Raw genomic sequence first — 21,192 nt, 5'->3', positions numbered from 1 at the left:
CAGGTTCTGACCGCCTGCTTGGGGTCATTGGCACCCGTCAAGCAGCGCGGCGACGAAGGCCCTCGGCTCGATGCTGTTGGCCGGTCGCTGACCTGACCGTCACAAGCTCATCCATCGCGCTAAGTGCTGACTCCTCGACGCCCGAGTTGAGTGCCCTCGGCCATTCCGATTGGCGAATGTGTTCGAGTTAGCGTTGCCGCATGGACACAGGGGCCGGCGCGATTGCCGCAGGAGTGCCGGACCCCGCCGACCTTCGTCGGCGGGTCGCCCGCGGCCGCGGTCTGATCGTCGTCCTCGACGAGACCGTCACGATGCCGGCTGCCACGGCCGCTGCGCGGGCGTTACGGGTTGCGCTCCAGCCCGATATGACCGTCTTCGCCTCCGCGGGACGCCAGGGGTCGATCCTCACTGTGCTGCAGCTCGTCAGCGACTCGGAAGCCGCTGCCGTACGCACGGCTCTGGAGAACCTTGTCGCCGAGTTCCGCCGGGTAGCAGCCGCGCTCGTCGCGGAGATGGAAGCTGGTTCGTCACCTGCGAGCGACATCGACGCGGATCCCCCGGAGTCTGTGCGATATCACGACGCGACCTGGTACCTGTACCCGCACGGAGAGCACTGCCAGTTCGATAATGCAGTGAGCGGCGAGGTCGTCGAGGCCAACATCTATGCCCCCGACCTCGTCGATCCGTACTTCCTGTTGCTGTACGCGAAGACCTCCGGCCGGCATGACGCTGTCGTTGATGCCTGCGCGGAGGGTTTCCACGATATGTGTCGTCTACTCGATCACGCTGGAATTGCCTACGGCTAATGGCATGGTCGACCGTCTGTCTGGAGCGCGCTCGACGCCAGCTGCACATCATGGCCACCGTCCAGCTACGCAACCCCACCGAGGGACGCGCCTACTTCGACCGCAAGAATGCCTCCGGCGAGACATCGATGGAAGTGATGCGCGCCCTGAAACGACGCCTGTCCGACATCGTCTACCAGTGCATGACCGACGACGCCACAGCCGCCATGGCAGCGGGCCCGGGAGGACAACGGGGAACGGCAACTGGCTCCAGCGCGAGCACGCCCACGATCACCGCACTTTGTCAACGGCTACTTGTTTCATTGACCTGCGACCGTGGCCCGGCCAGGCTTCGGTCGAGGCGCCCGGGCTGTGGCTCTCATTTGGCCTGCGCGGCCCGGGCGTCGCCCCAGGGCGGGGAGAGGCTCAAGAGGGGTCTGCTCGGCTCGAAGTAGCGTTGCCCTCCCGGCTCGACAACCCAGGTGGATCGAGCATCGGAGGACGCGGTGAGTGGCACGTCAGATCGTGTGGTCATCGGGATGGACCCGCACAAGCGCTCTGCCACGATCGAGGTCATGGCCGGCGACGAGACCATCGTCGGCGGCGGCCGGTTCGACACCGACCGCAACGGCTACGCGGCGATGAGGGAGTACGCCAACCAATGGCCGAACCGGATCTGGGCGATCGAGGGCTGCCAAGGGATAAGCCGGCACATCGCCAGCCGGCTCCTGGCCGACGGCGAGCAGGTCGTCGACGTCCCGCCGAGGCTGTCGGCCAGGGCGCGGGTGTTCGCCACCGGGCAGGGCCGCAAGACCGACGCCACCGACGCCCACTCCATCGCGCTGGTCGGCGCCCGCATGGCCGGGCTGCGCCCGGTGGTCAACGACGAGCAGCTCGCACTGCTGCGGATCCTGGTCGACCGGCGTCGCTCCCTCGGCGTCGACCAAACCCGGACGGTGTCCAGCTGCACCAACTGCTGCTGGAACTGATTCCCGGCGGAGCGAAGAAGAACCTGTCCGCCGCCCAGGCCAAGGCACTGCTGGCCGCGGTCCGGCCCCGTGACGCGGTCGGCAAGGCTCGACGGCGGGTCGCCGCGGAGCTGATCGGTGACCTCGAACGGATCTACCGGCGCTCCAAGGAGGCAGACAAAGAGCTAAAGCCGGCCGGTGACAGCCATCCCGGAGCAGTAGACGCCTGACCACTTCGACCTCTACTGGGAGTTCACACCGCACCGCCCGACCGCATCACCGCAGTTCAACGCTCTCGTCTCTGTCCGGCGTCGGTGAGCACTTCGGTCGCGGTGAGCTCTTCGCCAACCTGCGCCCAATCTGCTCCCAGTTGCACGGCCAAACCAACCAATGGCTTTATACCGCCAGGACCTGCGCACACTTCCCTGCCAGGCCACATAGGGCACCGTCGACTGCTGCCCAAAACCGCAGAGGTACGCTAACCGCACGCTGGATCAGATGCCGAGCGCTGCCCGCAGCCGGTGAACGCGGTAGACGGCCATGGGGTTGGCGCCCACGTCGTTCCAGGGCCATCGGGTCACCCGGCCCCGCATCAAGGCAAGGTGTGGCCTGGCCGATTTCCGGTCGCCTATGACGCTGAACCAGGCGGCGGCATAGTTGTGAGCGAGTATCTCGCCGGGCCGCTCGCAGCTTGCCAGGTTCATCCGAGTCGACGCCTGCCGGGTGCGTTCGAGAGCGTCGACGTCCTTCCGCAGGGGCGTGCCGGTGTTGTCGCGGCGCCAGCGTTCGAAATTTGCGATGTGGATCAACGCGTGAGTCGGGGAACCGATGGGATGGCCGTCGGTCCACTCCCGCGCGCACTGTGCCGTGAAGGCGGCGGAATATCCCCAGTGCGGAGTGACGGACATGACTGCTTGATAGTGCCCGCGAAAGTGGTAGGGACTGCGCTTGGCCAGCTCCTCGCGGTGTTCGCCGGTACGCTCCGGGCCGATCTCCAGCCCTCGCGCCAGCTGCAGTAGCCACACCCAGGGCGATGCGTCCGCAGGCGCCAGCGCGGCCGACGCCTGCAGCAGCTCCTGGGCACAGTGCAGACCGTGGTGGAAGCTCGACATCTGCTCGCTGCGGGTGTAGCGGGCAAGAGCCCCGCCGCGTAACAGCCAAGCCCGTTCGACTTCCAGCGCGCCCCGCAGCAGGTACGCGGTAGCGTCTGCTCCGAGCGAGGCGATGTACTGCTCGAACTGGGCCGGGACAACGGCCTTCCATCGCCCGATCAAGGTCTGCACGGCAACTTCGACGCGGTCTGACCGATCTTCGTCATCGGATACGCCGGCCGTGATCGCATCCATCAGGCCGGGCCAATCACCACCGCGGGCCGCGGTACGCACCGCCAGCAACTCAGGTCGGCCGTATGTGATGTCGAGTGCCATGTCACCTTGCCCCAGGTAGATCCACGCCCGGGATCGTGCCACATCGAACGTAGGCCGCCGAGGCCCTACCGGGCTGATTGGGGTGGGTCCGATCGAGGCGGGCGGCGGCCGTTTTTACTTCTTGCGCTAGAGACGACCCTGGTCGGCACGAGCGCGTCGTTGAGAATGCCGGTGCGGAGGAGCTTGGAGAAGAGGGGCCACACCCGCCCGCTGATGGTCGGCGCGGGCATGGGCGCGGCGTTGCGGCCGTCGAGCCAGCTGTGGACGGTTGGTTGAGCGACGCCGAGTTTCGCGGCGGTGGCGCGTTCGGACATGCCGGCGGCGGCTGCGGCGATAACCCGCCGCCAGCAGCGATGCTCCCGGTGGCGACGCCTCGACCCCGGCCGGCAAGCCCTGCTCGCCCTGGCCCACCTACGCAACGGCGACACCTGACCCGCCTGGCCGCCGGATTCGAGATCGGCGTCACGACGGCCTGGCGTTATGTCCGCGAGGCCATCGATCTGCTCGCCGCGACCGCCGACGACCTGGCCACGGCCATGACCAGGATCCGGCTGCTCGCCTACGCCATCCTCGACGGCACCCTGATCCCGATCGACCGGGTCGCCAACCAGAAGCCGTACTACTCCGGAAAACACAAGCGTCACGGAGTGAACGTTCAGGTCATCGCCGACGCGGCCGGGCGTCTCGTCTGGGCCTCGGCCGCGCTGCCCGGCTCGACGCACGACCTGACCGCCGCCCGCACCCACGGCATCATCAACGCCCTGACCAGCGCCGACGTGATGACCTTCGCGGACAAGGGCCACCAAGGCACCCACGGCAGCATGCGCACCCCGTTCAATCGGCGCCGCTTCCGACCGAAGCTGTCACGCCGACAGAAGACGGTCAACCGGGCCCACGCGAAGATCCACGCCCGAGGCGAACGCGCAATCGCCACACTCAAGACCTGGAAAAGCCTGGTCAAGCTGCGCTGCTGCCCACGCCGAGCGACCGCGATCATGCAGGCCATCCTCGTCCTGCACCACGTCGAAGCCCACCGCTACGCAGGATGAAAATGGCTCCTTGTAGGACCCGAGCGCCTTCCGCGCCCGGCTACGCGAGGTACTTCACCGGGGATCAACACTTCCCAAGATCACGGTTAGGCGTCGGGTCCGATCGGGCCGTTGACCCACCGGCGGTTCTCCCGTGTGCTGTGCGCCGGCAGCACACCCGAATCGAGGGGGCACGACAATGGAATCCACGGCTTCGGGACCGGAACCCGTTACGCCGTCGGGACCACGCCGACGTCGGCGATGGTTGGCGGTCGCGCTCACCGGGCTGCTGCTCGCCGGGGCCGCCGGGGTGACGGCCTGGCGGACGATCGCCACCCGCTCACCGGCCTCCGCCGAAGCCCCCACCCTGGAATCGGGCCCGGAACTCCTCTCCGGGCTGCCCGACCGGCTGCTGCCACCGCCCACCCCGACCGTCCTGCCCACCGACCGGGCCGTCGGACGGGGAGCCCTCCTCTACCAAATCCGCGACCCCAACAGCTTCACCGCGGCGAGCGGCGAATTACCTCAACTGCCGACCTACCTGGTGACCGCGACCGGTGACCAATTCAGCGTCGGGCCGACCACCATGGGCGAAGTCAATCAGGCGCTCTCCCCCGACGGGCAGTGGTTAGCCCAACGCCGAGACCGCCAATGGTGGATCCGCGACCTCACCGGCACCACCGACCTGGCCGTCCCGCCCGGATACGAGGTACGGCAATGGTCGTCCGACGGACAAACGATGCTGCTCGGGCAAAGCACCCGCACCAGCGAGACCTTCACGACATTCACCCTGCCCACCGGGGAGCTACACCCGCTTGCGTTACCCGCGATGCCACCCCGCCGAATGCTCGCATTCATCGACGGACGCGAAGTAGCCACCACCGAGTTCGCCCTCGGCCCGAACCACCAACCGCGCAGCCAACTCACCATCACGATCCAGGACATCGACGGCCGCAACGCCCGCTCGGTGTCGATCCCCACCACCCAACAGGCAGGACCCGGCGACATCCGCGACGCACTCGTCCCGCTCGTACGCGGCGGAGGCGATCCGCCGACCGTATGGGCTCTCGTCGCCCCTCAGGAAGACGGCCCAGCCAGCCAACCGCAGAAAGCGTCTGCGGCGCTTCCCATGACGCTGGTCGGAGTCGATCTGCGGTCCGGCAAACCAGCCGGCCGCATCGACCTCGTAACGCCCCAGGGCGACGAGGGCGAGGAATTCATCGGCCTCGCCGGCACCGCAGTCCTCCTGCAACGCTGGACCGCAGACGCCGTTGAACTGGTCGCCGCCAATCCGGCCACCGGCCAGCGTCGCGTGCTGACCTCACTACCCGACTACACGAAGGTGATCCTCCCCGGCGACTAACAACTCGAAGTCGGCGCCAGCAAATGACGGCGCAGCCAAGGGTAAGGAAGGAATCGTGGATCTAACACCCCATCCGCAGGCGGCCGAAAACCAATCCAACGAGCCCTATGGGATGCCCTGGGCCCGTCCGCCGCAATGACCCTTCACGCCGCACCACGGTGCACGTTCACCATCGGCGGTTCATGCCGCGCTGAACGGACGTCTCCACCACCGAGGCGTGCCGCGGCGTAGTCGGCGAGCCGGCTCGCTCGTAGTAAGCTCCACGACCGACGCAACCTCCGCTTAGGGCGTGTCCTGCCGATCTTGTAGTGGTTGATCGTTGACGATGTGCCGGTGGTGCGTCGTGGTGAGTTGACCGACGAGGCGTGGGCGATGATCGCGGCGCTGCTGCCGGAGCCGGGCGGAGCGCGTGGGCGGTGGCGGGATCACCGGCAGGTCATCAACGGGATCTTGTGGAAGCTGCGCACGGGTGCGCCGTGGCGGGACCTGCCGGAACGCTTCGGGCCGTGGAAGAACTGCCACGAACGGCTGCGTCGCTGGACGGCCGATGGGACGTGGGATCGGGTCCTGGCCGCGGCGCAGGTTCATGACGACGGCACACCGGTGCAGTGGACGATCAGCATCGACTCGTCGATCGTGCGGGCGCACCAGCATGCCGCTGGTGCCCGCAAAAAAGGGGCTCTGCGACAAGTGCGGCGACGCCTGGTGCGCAAGATGGTGAGGCCATCGGCCGGTCCCGAGGTGGGCTGAGCACGAAGATCCACCTCGCCGTCGACGGACGTGGCCGACCGCTGTCGATCCTGCTCACCCCCGGCCAGGCCGGCGACAACCCGCAACTGCTGGCCCTGCTCGACGCCATCCGGATCAACGAACCCGGCCCCGGCCGACCCCGCAAACGCCCCGACGTGCTGATCGCCGACAAGGACTACGCGCACGACTCGACCCGCCGGGCGCTGCGGCAACGCGGGATTCGGCACGTCATTCCGGAACGGTCGGACCAGATGGCCCGTAGGGCTGCCATGGGCAGCGCCGGCGGCCGACCACCAACCTTCGACAAGGTGGTCTACAAGAAGCGCAACGTGGTGGAGCGCTGCTTCAACCGCCTCAAGCAGTGGCGTGACCTGGCCACCCGCTACGCCAAACGTGCATCCCTCTACCGAGCCGGCCTGGTCCTGATCGCCGCGATCATGTGGCTTCCATGATCGTCACTATCTAGACTGAGTCGATGACGGACGAGAACCTGACGCTGCCTGCGGTGCTCGTCGAGGCACACACGGCGGGGTTCTTCCACGAGCACAGTGGGCATGACTTCGATCCGTACGACACGTTCATGGGGTCGGGCGAAATGATCGAGTGGTGGCAGAACTGGACGAACGACCCTATGGCCGGCGCTCCTCCATTCCGCGCCTTCGGCCAGGACGGCACCGGTGGCCTAGCCGCCTTCTGGCTCCGCAACCCAGGCCACCCTCTCGACCGCCAATCCGTCGTGTTCTTGGGCTCTGAAGGCGAGTACACCCTCATCGCGCGCGACCTTGGCGACTACCTGTGGCTGCTGGCGAACGGCGTCGGCCCGCTCGAGACGGTCGACGGCATCGAGCGCGTGCCCGAGCCCATCCCAGCGTTGACGACAATCGCACAGCGGCACACCGGCTCCGCCCGACGGTCGACCACTGAGGTGATCGCCGCCGCGCAAGCCCAGTTCCCCGCCTTTGAGGCACTGCTCAACGCGCACGCACCGGCGGAGTAACCCTGGAGTGTGACCTGTCAATGATGGAAGTCGGGTCCTCATGATCGGCAGGACAGGCCCTAGTACGGCAGCCTCCGTTTGAGATCTTGCTGGTGAAGCGGGGTGGACGCGAGGCGGCCACCGCGTGATCGTCTGTGCGTTGTGGACACATCATCAGATCTTGCGGTGGCCGCGTGGCATAGCGTAGCGGTTGGTCGGTGGGAGGGGGTGCTGGCCGAGGTGCTGGGCTGCTTCGCGGGCCGGTTTGGGCGGGTGGAGCCGCGTCGTGCGGCGGGGCAGTTCGTGACCGGGCTGCTGGCTGACCTTGAGGTCAAGACGTGTTGGCAGTTGGCGGAGGAGGCCGGGCATGCCCGGCCGGATGCGATGCAGCGATTGTTGTACCGGGCGGTGTGGGACGCCGATGCTGTGCGCGACGACCTGCGGCAGCTGATCACCGCCCGGTTCGGTGCTCCGGACGCGGTCCTGGTCGTCGACGACACCGGGGACCTGAAGAAGGGCGTGCACACGGTCGGGGTGCAACGCCAGTACACCGGCACCGCGGGGCGCATCGAGAACAGCCAGGTCGGGGTGTTCCTCGGCTACGCCGGCGTCGATGGGCACGCGCTGATCGACCGGCGGGTGTATCTGCCGGCGTCGTGGACCGACGACCGGGACCGCTGCCGAGCCGCTGGCGTGCCCGACGAGGTCGAGTTCGCCACCAAGCCCGAGCTGGCCGCCGAGATGATCACCGCCGCACTGGTCGCCGGAGTGCCGGCCGGGTGGGCCGCCGCGGACGAGGCCTACGGCAACAGCAGTGTCTTTCGCGCTGGCCTGCGCGAACACGAGATCGGCTATGTCCTGGCGGTGTCCCGCAGTCACCTGGTGCCGCTCGACGGCGGTAAGGCCCGGGTCCGGGCCGACCGGATCGCCGCTGACCTGCCGGCCTCGGCGTGGCAGCGCCGCTCAGCCGGCGCCGGGTCGAAAGGGCCGCGCTTCTACGACTGGGCCTGGCTCGATGACGTGTGCACCGACGCTGACCCCGACGACGGCGGCCGACACAGCCTTTTGATCAGAAAGAACACCACCACCGGTGAGCTGGCCTTCTACCGCTGCTGGACCCCACGCCCGGCCACTCTCGCCCAGCTCGTGCGGGTCGCGGGCATCCGCTGGACCGTCGAAGAAGCCTTTCAGGCAGCCAAGGGCCAAGTCGGCCTGGACCAGCACCAGGTCCGCCGCTGGGACTCCTGGCACCGCTTCACCACCCTCGCCCTGGCAGCCCTCGCCGTCCTGACGATCTGCGCCGCCGACGCGACCGACGACTCAACCGACAGCCGGCTGATCAAGCTGACCGTCAACGAGATCCGCCGCCTGATCAACGCCTGCCTCATCCGCCCGATCACCGATCTCGCCCACCGTTTGCACTGGTCAAGCTGGCGACGCCAGCACCAAGCCCGAGCCCGACAAGCCCACTACACACGCCGCCTCAACCTCGAACTTCAACCATGATCCCGAACGGCGGCTGCCGTACTAGGAGCCAGGCACTCGTGGGGAACGAGGGGAATTTGAACCCACGAAGACCTCTCGCCGAGCCTCGTTCGGGACTTGTCATTGCTTGTCAAAACCCCTTGTTACCGACAGTAACCGAACCAAGCTTGTCATTGCTTGGCGAAAGTGGTCGCTGAGCTGCGAAGACACCGCCAGGCGCTCATCACTCCTTGTCACCCTTCGTCAATGATTGGGCGGGGTTTTCGGGGGGTAAACGGGGGTGCCACACAGAATCCCGCCAGGTCTGATCGCCCCCGCTGGCCCTGCCACCGTGTGGCGCCTCACGGCATGGGTGCTGACCGAATCTGTGGCAGCCCTTCCTCGGTCAGCGCGACCGTCAGCGGAACCTCACGTGGCGGTGCGCTTTCGATGCTGTCCCGCAACGACCGGTGGACAGGGCACTCGCACGACGGATGCAGCGGATCCGGACATCGGGCAAGAGCAGCGTTCAGCTGTTGAACTCCGTCAACGGGGACCGGCCACGACCAGTTCATGTCCCATGGCTCCTCCCAGGGTTGGTGGAAGCAGTCATGATCGAAGTGCACGAGAAGCCCGGCCTCGCACAATGGACAGGCGGACAGGCTGGTCCAGCCGTAGGTGACCTGGTGCCCGGGAGTACCGTGCGGAACGCCCCAACTGCCGATACGAACAACGGTGCGCTGGTCCACTCGGCAGGCGACGCAGATACGCATGGCTAACCCTCCTCCGCCGTCTGACGACATCCACCGCAGAGATCGACGCAATCACGGACCCCCGGTTGCAGCAGGCCGATGGCTAGGGATCAACGCAGTACTCCGCGGCCGGGGGCGTCCGACGGTTCGCCGAGACCACCCTGCCGATCCATTGGGAAGGACTGAGTTGCATCCCCCGGGGCTTGAGCTGGCAGATCCGGCCACCAGCCAATTCGCTCGGGGCCATGCTCTCCATCCTCGGTGGATAGCCGGTCGAGGCGACGATCGCGTAGCCGTCGTTGACGCTCACCACGAGCACCGAGCGTTCCGTCTTTGCGCCAGCGTCTCCGAGGTTCATCCGCGTCAGACCGTCCACCACACGTCCGACGGCGATCCGGGACAAGCTGTAGCGGGGCCATCCGGACTCGGCGAGCCCTTCCTCGACGACCAGAGCCACGAGCACGATGATCGCGACGATCGCGATGCCCTGGCGACGCCGCGCCAGCCGCCGCCTGGCCCAGATCCACCCGAGACTCACCAGGAAGGCGATGAGCTGCAACAGCAGGTAGTTCAACGGAACGAAGATCGCGAAGCCGGCGGCGAGGCCGGCCGCCGCCCAGTTGGTGGCACGGAGGCTCCAGCCCAGCCAGCCGCGTTGCCGGGCAAGGTAGACAAGCGACGCCGCGATGGTCGGCAGGAACAGCGGCAGCAGCAGAGCCGTTAGGCCGAGCGGGTTCCCCTCCTGCACGATCGAACGGAGGAGGACGTGCTGACCGGTCAACGACAGCAGGAGCAGCACCAGCAGCAGCGGAAGCGCCGTCAGCACGGCCGGCATCAGGTCGTCAGCCACACTCGCCCGATCCGGGCCGTAGCTGACGGTACTGCTGCTGTTGCTGATGCTGCTGTCGACATACACGTCGCCGGCGGCGTGGACGTGCATCGTCCTGGACGCGTCCCCGCCCGCCTGAGCCGTGGATCCGGCTCGGCGGCGCCTGCGCCGTGGCCTGGGAGCTGGCATCACGCGAAGGTACCGAGCTTCGCCGGCAAGGTTCCTGGGGTCTGCTGCACCTATAGGTGACAGTTTCAGTCACGCGGCCTGACTGGCCGGTGGGGTCATGATGGTCTCGTACTCGATAGGGGTCAACCGGGACAGCGGTCGTTGGCGTCGACGGCGGTGGTAGGTCCGTTCGATCCAGGTCACGATCGCGGTCCTCAGCTGCTGGCGGGTCGTCCAGGTTCGGCGGTCGAGGACGTTGTTCTGCAGCAGGCCGAAGAAGGATTCCATGGCGGCGTTGTCGCCGGCGGGCGCCGGCGCGGGGTTGATGGTCGGCTGAAGTGCCTGGCATGATCTAGGCATGATCAAGAGAATCGAGTCCTCCGTCCGCCGGTGAGCGTGACACCCGAGCCTGGACTGCTCGGACCCCACATGTCGTTATTTGATCATGCGTTGCGGATGCATCGCGAGGAACCCGACGCGCCGCTTTGCCGTGACGGTGAGCCGTACCCGGATGATGGACAACACCGAGGTCGGAAGCATCCTCGCGAGCCGGAGGATCGGCGCCGCGGCGGTGCTGATGTCGCCGCCGTTTTAGACATGCATTTCGCCGATCCGTTCGCTGTTCCAGGCGATCTTGCCGGAGCGTTCCATGACATCTATGTTCCGATTCATCCCAATGAACACATCATGGCTGCGGCCTGCAGGGTGGACGCTGAACGTGTTCGAGCGACCGGTCGATGGCTTGTCCAGCACGCGACCGATCGCTGCGCTGCGACTGTTGGCCTGGCGTTGCTGACCACCGTATGGGATGACGAAGACATCGAGTTGATCAAAACGATCGGGTTGTTGTCGAACCGCTTCGGCCCACTGGCCGCCCGCGCGCTCGAACGGCGGTCGTGGCGCGGCGGCTCGGACGCATTGCTGTGGCTAGCCGAGCGGGTCACGGGCTGGGGACGGGTCTATGTCGTGGAGTCCCTGTGCACGATCGGCAGCACCGCAGCGCGTCCCTGGCTGCTGCGACGCGCCTGTGATGGCGACTACCTCAACCGCTACTTCGCCGGAAAGGTCGCCGCTGCGGCGCACCTGCAAGAGGCGATCACCGCGGCGAATCCTGACAGCGAGTTGGTCGATCACACCGGCCTGCTGCTGACCATCATGGCTGACAGCGGCGGCACGGGCATCACGCTCGAGCACTACCCGCCCGCATCCGCCGTTCTAGAGGCCCACTGCGAACATGCCGGCCGCCTAGAGCCGTCGGTAGAGCGTTTCGTCATCGCCGCGCAACTGGCTGAGCACTTGCGACATTCAGCGGCGGAACGAATAGCTTGGCCCGAGGGCGGACGAGAGCGCATTCTGAGCGGCTACCTTTCCCTGCTCGATCGCGACGACTGGTGCACGGTCGCTCGCGCTGGGCTGGCCGCTGGCGACCCCCGTGTTACCTGGCTTGTCGAAGCGCTGGCACCAAGCCTTGGGCTTCGAGCGTTCACCGTGAACGACGAGTAGCGTCCGGAGGGAAAGCCGGCGGGGAGCACGTTCGCGGTCTCCTGCCAGCCTGCCCCCGGCCGTCCTCCTGATGGTCTTGTGGTAGTTCGCTCCGGATGACGGGCCACTGGTCCTGGCGTTGATCTTGGCCGCGTCTTGCACACGAAGGTCAGACGCACTGATGTGGGGCTACAAGCGGGCGCAGGCCGCCCGCAAGCGCAAGCTACCGCTGTTGAGTCCTTCGGGCTCGCCAAAGAGGCCACCGTTCAGGAAGCCCTGCTCAGAGGTTCGCCAGTGGGATCTGGATCTCAGCTCACGGGATCCGTACCGACGCCACCGCGACGACAGCCAGAGCAGTGCATCGATGCAGACTGGCCCCGTGATTGGTGCCCCGTCGGGGCTGTGACCAACAGTTGGCATGATGGGCCCGTGACCGAGCCGGTGTTTCGATACCACCCTGACCCCTTAGCCACGGGCTCGGCGATGCCGATTGAGCACGAATGCAGCGTCTGCGGTCAACTTCGGCAAGTTCGCTACCGGGGACCGATCTACGGCGGACAACCCGAGACGCTTTGCCTGCACTGCATCTACTCCGGGGAGGCTTCCAGGGCACTCGGCGTCGTTGCCGTCGCCACGGATGGCAGCGACATCCTGGACATGCCTGCCGAGTTCAGCGACGCGGTCGACGTGCCTGACGACGTGCCGCACCACGTCATCGAAGAGATCACTCGCCGGACCCCTGGCTTCACCGGTTGGCAGCAAGAGTCATGGCTCTACCACTGCCGCGATGGCGCGGCTTTTCTCGGCCCGGCTGGGTACCGCGATGTCGAACCTCATCCGGACGCCCTGAACATGCTTCGGGCGAGCCACCGACAACTGGGCTGGTCACCCGAGGAAACCGAAGAGTTCCTGCACCGGCTCGATCGCAACGGTGAGCCCACCGCGTATCTGTTCCAATGCCTGCACTGCGGGACTCACCTCGCGTCCTGGGATATCGGCTAACCGCGGCTTATCGCCGAGACGCAGACGCACTCTCTTCGGCAAAACCGTGAGCGGCTGATCATGTTCCGGAGGCCATGTAAGCGGCGAGGATGTAGTTGGGATGCCGGTCGAGGTTCTTGCGGGCCCGGTCATAGCGCATGGTGGTCCGTGGGTCGGCGTGGCGGGCGGCGATCTGCACGTCGCGGAGGCTGACGCCAGCGTCGAGCATGGTCGTCACGAACGTGTGCCGCAGCATGTGGGGGTGCATCCTCGGCATCCGGATGCCCGCTGTGTGGGCGAGGTGCTTGAGTCTGCGGGTGGCGGCGTGCCGGTCCATCCTCCGACCATGGGTGTTGCGCAGGATCGGCCCGGCGGTGCGGTCGTCGACGGCCTGGTCGATAGCCCGAGCGACCGCGGGTGGTAGCGGGACGAGGACGACCTTGCCGCCCTTGCCACGTACGCGTAGGACCCGGTGACCGTGTTCCTCACCGAGTTCGGCGATGTTCGATCCGCAGGCTTCGAAGATCCGTAGCCCGAGCAGGCCCAGGAGCGCGACCAAGGCGAAGTCGTTCGGGTTCGAGGACTTCCGGGCGGTGGTGATCATGGCTTCGAACTGCAGGTGCCCCAGTCCGAGGGTCGGTGACTCGGACGGCACCGTGGGCCGGCGGACGTAATCGGCTGGCGAGTGCTCCAGGATGGCGTCGATGACGCAGACCCGATAGAACCCCACCACGACCGACAGCCGGCGGGATACCGTCGATGGCTGGTACCGGCGGACGTCTTGTAGCCAGCGCACGTACCGCTCGATGTCCACCCGCGCCGCCGCCAGCGGGTCCAGGTCGTGGTCGGCGCACCAGCGGAGGAAGACCCGTAGGTCGGAGTCAGTGTGGACGCGAGTCTGGCCACGGTAACGGCCCAGGAAAGCGGACACCGCGGCGCGCACAATGAGTTGATCGGTCAGTACGACAGGAGAAGCGGAAGCAGGCGAGGTAGTCATACATCACCGTGCGTCACCACCGGCGATGAACACCAGCCCACCTGGAGCGGCAGATCAGTGCGTCTCGCCGGCGCTGCCGAGGTGGAGCGGCAGGACTGCGGCAGTTGTCACGGCCAGGTCGCGGTCGAAAACCTCATCCCGCGGGACGAACACCATTGCGCGGCCCTCGCCGACCACCACATTCTGTTGCCGAGCATCGGTCCTGCCGCGGAAGACGTGAACAGTCACCGTGTGCGGGAAGCCGGCCTCGTACGGGCGTGGGCCGCTCCACAACGCACGCAACTCACCCGTTCTCAGGCCCGTCTCCTCCAATAACTCCCGGTGCGCCGCCTGTTCAGGCGTCTCGCCCGGCTCGACATGACCACCCGGCAGGCTCCACTGGTTCGGAGAAGCCGAAGTTTGATCATCGCGATGCTGCAGGAGTACCGCCTCCGAGGAATTGACGAGGAGCACCAGCGCAACTTCATAGGTGGCCATGACGAGATCGTCCCAGGCCCGCCGCCACGCAGCGCATTCATCGCGGCCATGAGCGGATGCTCAGGGTCAGAAACGCTTGAGCGGCTGCTCGCGACTGGTGCCCGGGTCGGCAGGCATGAGTGGTGTCGGTTGGCCGTGAGACCGCATCAACGCAGGTCAAACCCTCATCTCTGTCCGGCGTCGGTGAACACTTCGGGCGCGGTGACCGCTTCGCCAACCTGCACCCAATCTGCTCCCAGTTGCAAGCCCCGGCCGACCGATGGCTCCTTACCGCCTTGACCTGCGTACACCACCCCGCCAGGCGAGGTGGAGCGTCGTCGATTGCGGCGCAGAAGCGCGGAGCACTCCGCGGTGAAACAGGGCGCTGCACCCACTCTGACCTGCAGAAACGAGAAGCCGCAGGTGGGGCCAGGTGCAGTTGAGGGCCACTGTGCGCTGTCGGATGCAGTTCAACGCCGTTCAGGACACCTGTCTGCTCTCACCCTGCTCCCCCAATCCTGGGCGCGCGGCCGTGTCGTCCGGGCACCCTGAGGCTTCGCTCCGGCAGGTCTTCATCGAGCAGCACGCGGCCGACGTTTAGTCAGCGCGACCGGGCGCCGAGGCGCAGCGCGCACGGTCGGCGGCAGATGAGTGAACCGTGGAGTCGGCGGTGTTGCGAGCCCAACCTACGGGCCGGGATATTCGGCGTGCACCTCGCCGCCGAACAGCCGCCAGTAGAAGTCGTTCATCCGTGCCGCTGCGGGAGCATGTCGGGCGAGGATCTTCGCCACGGCCACGGGCACGCCGTGCGGAATGTCGCCGCTCGCGCATCGGTGCACGTACGAGTTGCGGGCGACGGGGCCGCCGCTAGCTGGCACTGGCACTCCGCACACGGTGGTGACCAGCCAGTTCACCAGCCCCATCGCCGCGTACCCGGCATCGTGGCCGACGTGGGACCCGACGAAGTCGCGCTCAGCGCCGGAGAGGTCGAACCGGGGCGATGTGGCCAGCCCGAAATCGACGAGGTAGATCCGACCACCATCGGAGCGCATATTGCCGAAGTGCCCGTCCATATGCAGCAGCTGGCGGTTACGCAGGAACGCCACAACTTCGGACAGTTGCTTTTCGGCCGTCTCTGCTCTGCCGACCGGATCTTCGTTTAGCCAGTCAAGCAGCGGATAGGGGACGTACTCGAAAAACTGCACGAGGCTGGAGGTCGCGCTGGCCAACTCCTCGAAGCGGCTACGCACGGCCGGAGTGCCGCCGAGCCGGGCGACAGCCGCGTCGATGTCGAGGTGCTCGGACGCTATCGGTGGACGGCCGGGTAGCACTCGCCAGTGGTGCAGCAGTGGAAACGCGTCCGTCTCACACGCCAGGACTCCCTCGGTAACAATCAGGTTCGCTGCCAGCTCACGCCAAACGCCGAAACTCGGCCCGCCAATGCCGTACTGACAGTAGGATGGCAGGTTGGACAGGTTCGCCGTGCTGTGCGGATTGGCCAGTTCCCGGTCGGTGATCGGGATCCGCTTGGCGAATACCGGCACGCCGTCAATGTCGAGCATGACGCACTCGCCGCCCACTCCCACAGCTATGGTGGGCGCGACGTCGAGAAACGCCGCCAGCTCGGCGTCGCTGCGGGCGGCGAGCGAGGCGGAAATACGGTCATGGCGGGAACGCCGGGCGGCCAACATCTCGCCCATCATGCCAGCAGGCTGTGACCGCTCCACCGCGACCAGTTCAAGCATTCGGGGATGTAGCCCTTCGTTCTAAAGTCTTTCGGCATCCGCACATCGGCATGACCGGACGGCTTCGGCACCACTGCCGATTACTTACCGCGACGCCCCATTCGGCATGGTCGAGTGTGTCAGCTCATCCACTACCGTCCGGCCTGTGGCAGCAATAGCAGCGGGAGTGTTTCGTCGGACGCCGATCGAGCGGTCAGACCAACGGGTCGCATGGGACCGGACAGACCAGGCCTTCTTCGCTGCCGGAGCCTGTCACATCCTCGCCTGGGTCTGCCGGGAATCCTATCCCGAAAGGTCCATCGAGATAGCTGGGGTGTGCCTCCCGGGTCAGCGGCAGGTCTTCCATACTTACGCCGCCTGGGACGGCTGGGCGTTCGACCACTCAGGCTGGAATCCCGAACCACAACTGCTGGCGGTCAACACGGACTTCGAAGGCCAACCGCTCACGCGCCTCAAGATCACCGAAGGTCTCGCTGATTTCTGCCAGAAGCACCACCACCGTATGCCGAACCAGTACTGGCGTGACCCGCGCCCCCGTGCGCGGGACTACATCGGCCGATACATCCCACCCTGGGCATAGCCCTACCCGGCACTCGCACCAGCAACGCACATCCGCCGAGCGGGCACCGGCTGTTGACGCGCCCGGTCAGCGGCAGACCAGTGCGCCGGTGGGAGCCATCGCGCTGATCCTGCGGCGACGGTGAAGAATCTGCGCGTGGATGTTGCCGAACTGCTCCGTCGAGCTGCGGCCATGGTCCCGGCGGACGTGGTCAACGAGGCCGGCGTGACGGTGATGGACGTACGCGAGTACCTCGACCACGACGAGTGGGAGATCGCGCTCGACCTCCTTGCAGACCTCCACACGGGTTGGCGACCGCCGACCGCTTGGTGGGATCTACTGATCGACAGTGCCGAGCTGATGTGGCTCCCCGACGCCGCCGCGTGGTGCCACTGGGGCCGCTGGGAGAGCATCCACGGAACTGTCCGCGCCGAGTTGCGGCTCCTGTCGGCCACCGAAGGTGGCCGACGCTCGTGTTTTGACCGTTCTGTGGGCAGGGTGGTTTGGCGGTGTGGTGGGGGTGTGTTCGTGGTGGTGTGGGTGAGGGCTGTCATTTGCCCTTGTGGACGGCGTTTTTGCGGATGATCGGGTAGCGGGTTCGGCGTTTGCGGCGTTTCCCGGCGGGGCGGCCGGGTCCGGGGTGTCCGGGTTTCGGGTTGCCTGGTGGTTGCCAGGCGTTGCGCAGAGCGGGCGAAACCTGCCGGCGTGTCTGGCCGGGGGTCGGGCTGGTGGTGGTGGCGGGTTCCCAGGGCAGTCGGTGGTGGGTGATGTGGGTGCGGGCGCAGAACAGGTGTAGGTAGGCGTAGGCGTGCAGGCGTAGCCAGGTGGTCAGGGTGCCGGGCTGGCGGGGGTGGAAGTCCGGGGCCTGGGCGGTGCTCTTGAGATATCGGAAGTAGTGCTCGATGTCGAAGCGGGCCAGGTAGGTCATGACCAGGGTGAGTAGGTCGCGGCGGCGGCCGGAGTACCAGAGAGCGAGGTCGCCGGCGCGGCGGCTGGGGCGCAGGTGTTGGACCCGGGCGAGGAGCACGCTGCCCTCGACGATCGGGAGGGTGCCCTGGCCGGTGAAGCCCCGGCTGGCGCGGGTGAGTTTGGGATGGACCTGATGCCAGGCCCGGACGGTGACGGTGCCGTAGATACCGACCGGGCCGCTGACACCGGTATCCGGGGGTAGGCCGGGCTCGCGCAGAGCGAGGCGGAACCCGTGCCGGCGGGGCCGGCCTCCGAGGGGGTGAGCGGCCCGGCGTTCGGGCCGGGTCCACATGGTCTGCGAAGTCGCCAGCCTGACTAGCACGTCCGCGGGAATCCCGCGCTCGCGCAGCAGATGGGTGATCCGGGCCGCGGGATAACCGGAGTCCAGCAGAAACAGTGACGGATCGGCCGGGCGGGCGCCGTCCTGGGCGCAGACTCGGGTGATGTGGTCCACGGTGACCTCCACCAGATCGTCGTCGGAGGCGATCCGGTCGGCCAGCACCGGCACGACCCACGAGTCCGGAGTCAGAGACAGCCGCACGACATGCTGATACCGCCACCCCGTCTTGATCAGCGCCGTGCCGCGGGGCCCGCCGGGGGTGTACTGCGGCTGCCGGTCCGGGCTGGTGGCTGCGGTCGGCCGCGGCCACGCGGTGGTGTCAACGGCATACACCCGCGGCAGACCGGACCGCGTGGCGATCTCGCACGCCGCCCGTAACGCCCGGCCGGTGTCGATCTCGCCGTCACGTAACGCCCGGTACGCCGCAGCGTGCCCGGTGACCGTGCTCAGCGATAGATGCGCCGGGCAACCACACCGGCCCTGATCAGCGGCCAACTCGTCGACCAGCGAGAACAACGTCCGTGACCGGGACGCGAGAACGCCCTCGTACAACTCCCGCCGCCACGCATCCAACAAGATCCGGCCCAGCTCGCTGTCACCGGCACCGGTAGCCGTTACGCTTCTCATCGAGGACCCTGCCCATTGATGATCTTTGTGTGAGAACTCAGATCATGGACAGGGTCCTCCCCATTCCGCTAGACCTCGACCACCACGAATCCCCTCGATGGTCAAAACACGAGTGTCGGCCACCGAAGGTGGCCGACGAACACCGATCCCGGGCAAGGGCATCCTCCGACCGCTGTGGAACCTCGGCCGGCGTACGGCCGCGGGCGGTCCCGATCTGCTCGTGGCACGTGTCTGGGTGGAGTCCGCGCCAGCGTTGCCACCCGGCGCAACCGGGTCGGTCCGCCTGGGCCCGCTGTCCCCCGCCCTCTGGCGTCACCTGCAGCCGGGCATGACGATCACCATGCACGAGGGCCGACCCGCGGTAGGAACGGCCACCATCACCGAGGTGTCGATTGCGCGTTGACATCGGCGATGAGCGGACGCTGCCTCCTGTCATCGCGGGCAAGATCCGGTCCGTCGCTGTATCCCCGAGGTACTGATGAGGTACCGGGACGAGCGCGGTGCCGGCAACCAGAAACGATCTGAGCGGCAGGAAGCTCCGACTGCGAGGCAATCGGTGCAGCGGAGGTCGATCGCGGCGGCCCGGCAGGAGGGCGGAGGCCAGCACGGTGGCGGTTTCGACGGTTTACCGGAGTGCCGACGCGCAGACGGTACGAGGTCCAGCCAACGGACCGGGCCGTCCGGACGGCTATCCGTGACTGGCAGCGGCCGATCCCCGGTAAGCCTGGACCACGGCACAGCGGCGATCTGCCGGACGTCGTTGACCTGATGCTCGCCACCGGTGCCCGCATCGGCGAGATCCTCGCCCTGCGGTGGGAGGACCTCGACCTCGTCGCCGTACGCCCCACCCTGACGATCTGCGGCACGCTCGTCTCCGTCAAAGGCCAGGGCTTCTTCCGCCAACCCTGGACCAAAAGCGACGCCGGCTGGCGGATGGTCGTCCTCCCCCGGTTCGCCGTCGGCATGATCATGGCCCGCAAGCTCGTCACCGCCGACAACCCCCACGACGCGATCTTCGCCTCCCGACGCGGCACCTGGCTCTCACCCAACAACGTCCGCCGCCAGTGGCGCGAAGCCCGCGCCGACACCGACCTCGCCTGGGTAACCCCCACACCTTCCGCAAAACCGTCGCCACCCTCATCGAAGAAGAGACAGACACGAAAAGCGCCGCAGCACAGCTCGGACACTCCAGCGAGGAAGTCACCGCCACCTACTACATCGCCAAACCCGCCCAAGCCCCCGACGTCTCCGACATCCTCGAGCGACTCGGCACCGACCACGGGACGCGGCAAGATCCCCCAGCCGGCTTGCCCAACGATGCACAGGGATGACGAACCTGGTTACCGACCCCCGGTAAACGGGGGGTTTTCGGGGGACGGCTCAAAACCATATAGACAAACTTAAAGCCCTGACCAGCGTTTCCGCTGGTCAGGGCTTTTTGTCTGTCGGGACGGCCGGATTCGAACCGACGACCCCTTGACCCCCAGGACGCTTCGCCACACGTCCACACACGTCACGCACGCTTTCCCCAAGATCAGGTCGTGCGGTCGACGTCGTGCCGCGCACCATCGCGCAGGCCGTGTGGTCCCTACTTGGTCCCCGGGAGGCTGACACGCTCGATGACCGCAGCGCACGGTTGAGGAAGTGTGGATACGGCCGGGGGTCGTTCGGCAATGACCTGGCTTGACCTGCGCCGGCCATGCTGGCTCCCACGTCCAGGGGCTGATCGCCGTTGACCCTCGGCTCCCCCTATCGAGCACGCAACGGGCACGCCGCGATCCCCTGCCTTGCGTAAAGACCGCGCGCCCGGTCGGCTGGCGTCCGTGATGGTGGCTGACCTGCATCGGGAGTCGACGGCTGCCGCCCTCCGCCGGCAGCCGTCGACCGGCCTGGCTGTAGAAATGGCTGTACGGTGGCGCTGCCGCCGGAGCGGCTGCGGCATCATTAACGGATGAGCGAGCCCGAGATGCAGGTGCGAGCACGGGTGCGGCACGAGCCTGACCGCTCATACGCCGTACTGGTCGAGGGTCCGGACGGCGAGGTGGAGGTAGGCTGCACGGGCAAGACGGCAGATCTCTGGGCACTGGCCCAAGCCGGTGCAGCTCGTCTGTTCGGTGAAAACCTTGGCGCGGACAACCTCACCCTGCACGTCCCGCAACCGCCCTACGGCCAGGACGGGCAGTGGGTTCGTATCAGCGCCGTGGCGAACCGGGATGACCCCTCAGAGAGCGCCGACATCGGCGTCCTGGCGCAGGCGCACTGGTTCGGCCACGAAGGCGCCTGGTTCGTGACAGTCACCGGTACGGGTACCGGCATCGTTCCGAGCGAGCACCTGGACTTCGAACCGGTTGTCACGGATGAAGAAGTGGCGGCGTTCCACACCTATATCACCGCTACGGCCGCAAGCTGAGGCCGTGCGACCTGCCCGCGGCGCCATCCCCGAAGCCTGAGCGCTCCCACCGGAGGCAGCCTGGGAACCCCGCCGGTGGGTGCGGACCGCCGCGCCGGCCGCCAGCAGGCCGAGCG

The 21,192-nt window shown here is 67.0% G+C and carries 16 protein-coding genes and 3 pseudogenes; 12 read left to right on the top strand and 7 right to left on the bottom strand.

The genetic code is table 11. The annotated features are described in order from the left end of the window. Positions 1-200: 200 nt before the first annotated feature. Together EV382_RS04870 and EV382_RS33235 are read left to right on the top strand one after the other, a co-directional pair. On the top strand, positions 201-806 hold the full coding sequence (locus tag EV382_RS04870; RefSeq protein ID WP_130400416.1) for a hypothetical protein: 606 nt from the start codon (positions 201-203) through the stop codon (positions 804-806). Positions 807-1,324: 518 nt separating this feature from the next. After that, on the top strand, positions 1,325-1,774 hold the full coding sequence (locus EV382_RS33235) for an IS110 family transposase (RefSeq protein ID WP_425271865.1): 450 nt from the start codon (positions 1,325-1,327) through the stop codon (positions 1,772-1,774). Positions 1,775-2,247: 473 nt separating this feature from the next. Here the strand turns inward: EV382_RS33235 and EV382_RS04855 are convergent, their stop codons facing one another. Next, the gene (locus EV382_RS04855) at positions 2,248-3,180 is read right to left on the bottom strand and encodes a hypothetical protein (RefSeq protein WP_130400415.1); all 933 of its coding nucleotides are present in this window, start codon (positions 3,178-3,180) and stop codon (positions 2,248-2,250) included. Between the two features lie 312 nt (positions 3,181-3,492). Here EV382_RS04855 and EV382_RS04850 point away from each other — a divergent pair. The 5 genes and pseudogenes from EV382_RS04850 to EV382_RS04830 all read left to right on the top strand — a co-directional run bounded on the left by EV382_RS04850 (position 3,493) and on the right by EV382_RS04830 (position 8,803). Further along, positions 3,493-4,229, top strand: a pseudogene (locus EV382_RS04850) (transposase family protein). Between the two features lie 244 nt (positions 4,230-4,473). Continuing rightward, entirely contained in the window at positions 4,474-5,571 is a 1,098-nt protein-coding gene (locus EV382_RS04845) for a hypothetical protein (protein WP_130400414.1), read from the top strand. Between the two features lie 336 nt (positions 5,572-5,907). Continuing rightward, positions 5,908-6,773, top strand: a protein-coding gene (locus EV382_RS04840) for an IS5 family transposase (RefSeq protein ID WP_208758564.1) whose coding sequence is annotated in 2 segments (ribosomal slippage) — positions 5,908-6,247 and positions 6,247-6,773 — 867 coding nt in all. Because the reading frame shifts where the segments join, the coding sequence is not laid out codon by codon here. Between the two features lie 23 nt (positions 6,774-6,796). Next, positions 6,797-7,318: an SMI1/KNR4 family protein gene (locus EV382_RS04835; RefSeq protein WP_208758308.1), complete on the top strand. Its 522-nt coding sequence runs from the start codon at positions 6,797-6,799 to the stop codon at positions 7,316-7,318. 222 nt (positions 7,319-7,540) lie between these two features. Beyond that, the gene (locus tag EV382_RS04830) at positions 7,541-8,803 is read left to right on the top strand and encodes an IS701 family transposase (protein WP_130408456.1); all 1,263 of its coding nucleotides are present in this window, start codon (positions 7,541-7,543) and stop codon (positions 8,801-8,803) included. Between the two features lie 813 nt (positions 8,804-9,616). On the opposite strand, the gene EV382_RS04825 is transcribed toward EV382_RS04830, so the two are convergent. Continuing rightward, a complete protein-coding gene (locus tag EV382_RS04825; RefSeq protein WP_130400413.1) occupies positions 9,617-10,453 on the bottom strand; it encodes a hypothetical protein in 837 nt (278 codons plus the stop codon). A gap of 147 nt (positions 10,454-10,600) precedes the next feature. Continuing rightward, positions 10,601-10,813: pseudogene (locus EV382_RS04820) on the bottom strand (IS3 family transposase); the annotation flags it as partial. Positions 10,814-10,900: 87 nt separating this feature from the next. Between EV382_RS04820 and EV382_RS04815 the strand changes: the two are divergent. Both EV382_RS04815 and EV382_RS04810 read left to right on the top strand, forming a co-directional pair. Further along, on the top strand, positions 10,901-12,013 hold the full coding sequence (locus EV382_RS04815; protein ID WP_208758307.1) for a hypothetical protein: 1,113 nt from the start codon (positions 10,901-10,903) through the stop codon (positions 12,011-12,013). 408 nt (positions 12,014-12,421) lie between these two features. After that, positions 12,422-12,994 carry a CbrC family protein gene (locus EV382_RS04810; RefSeq protein ID WP_244236537.1) on the top strand — a complete coding sequence of 191 codons (573 nt, stop codon included), beginning with the start codon at positions 12,422-12,424 and terminating at the stop codon, positions 12,992-12,994. 58 nt (positions 12,995-13,052) lie between these two features. Here EV382_RS04810 and EV382_RS04805 read toward each other — a convergent pair whose 3' ends face one another. The 3 genes from EV382_RS04805 to EV382_RS04795 all read right to left on the bottom strand — a co-directional run bounded on the left by EV382_RS04805 (position 13,053) and on the right by EV382_RS04795 (position 16,171). Continuing rightward, complete coding sequence (locus tag EV382_RS04805) at positions 13,053-13,904, bottom strand: tyrosine-type recombinase/integrase (protein WP_208758306.1); 852 nt, start codon at positions 13,902-13,904, stop codon at positions 13,053-13,055. Positions 13,905-14,024: 120 nt separating this feature from the next. After that, positions 14,025-14,447 (bottom strand): NUDIX hydrolase, encoded by a 423-nt coding sequence (locus EV382_RS04800; RefSeq protein WP_130400411.1) that lies wholly within the window; start codon positions 14,445-14,447, stop codon positions 14,025-14,027. A gap of 665 nt (positions 14,448-15,112) precedes the next feature. Then, on the bottom strand, positions 15,113-16,171 hold the full coding sequence (locus EV382_RS04795) for a serine/threonine protein phosphatase (protein WP_244236536.1): 1,059 nt from the start codon (positions 16,169-16,171) through the stop codon (positions 15,113-15,115). Positions 16,172-16,886: 715 nt separating this feature from the next. On the opposite strand from EV382_RS04795, the gene EV382_RS04785 reads away from it, so the two are divergent. Further along, a complete protein-coding gene (locus EV382_RS04785) occupies positions 16,887-17,315 on the top strand; it encodes a hypothetical protein (protein WP_244236535.1) in 429 nt (142 codons plus the stop codon). Here EV382_RS04785 and EV382_RS33230 read toward each other — a convergent pair. Next, positions 17,281-18,666: a transposase gene (locus tag EV382_RS33230; RefSeq protein ID WP_244236484.1), complete on the bottom strand. Its 1,386-nt coding sequence runs from the start codon at positions 18,664-18,666 to the stop codon at positions 17,281-17,283. The genes EV382_RS04785 and EV382_RS33230 overlap by 35 nt on opposite strands. A 645-nt stretch (positions 18,667-19,311) precedes the next feature. Here EV382_RS33230 and EV382_RS04770 point away from each other — a divergent pair. Beyond that, positions 19,312-19,997 (top strand): annotated as a pseudogene (locus EV382_RS04770) (tyrosine-type recombinase/integrase); the annotation flags it as partial. 620 nt (positions 19,998-20,617) lie between these two features. After that, positions 20,618-21,076: a hypothetical protein gene (locus EV382_RS04765; RefSeq protein ID WP_130400409.1), complete on the top strand. Its 459-nt coding sequence runs from the start codon at positions 20,618-20,620 to the stop codon at positions 21,074-21,076. Positions 21,077-21,192 lie beyond the last annotated feature (116 nt).

This window comes from Micromonospora violae, from assembly GCF_004217135.1.
In the GTDB taxonomy this organism is placed as follows: domain Bacteria; phylum Actinomycetota; class Actinomycetes; order Mycobacteriales; family Micromonosporaceae; genus Micromonospora; species Micromonospora violae.
This window is presented reverse-complemented; position numbering and strand designations above follow the sequence as displayed.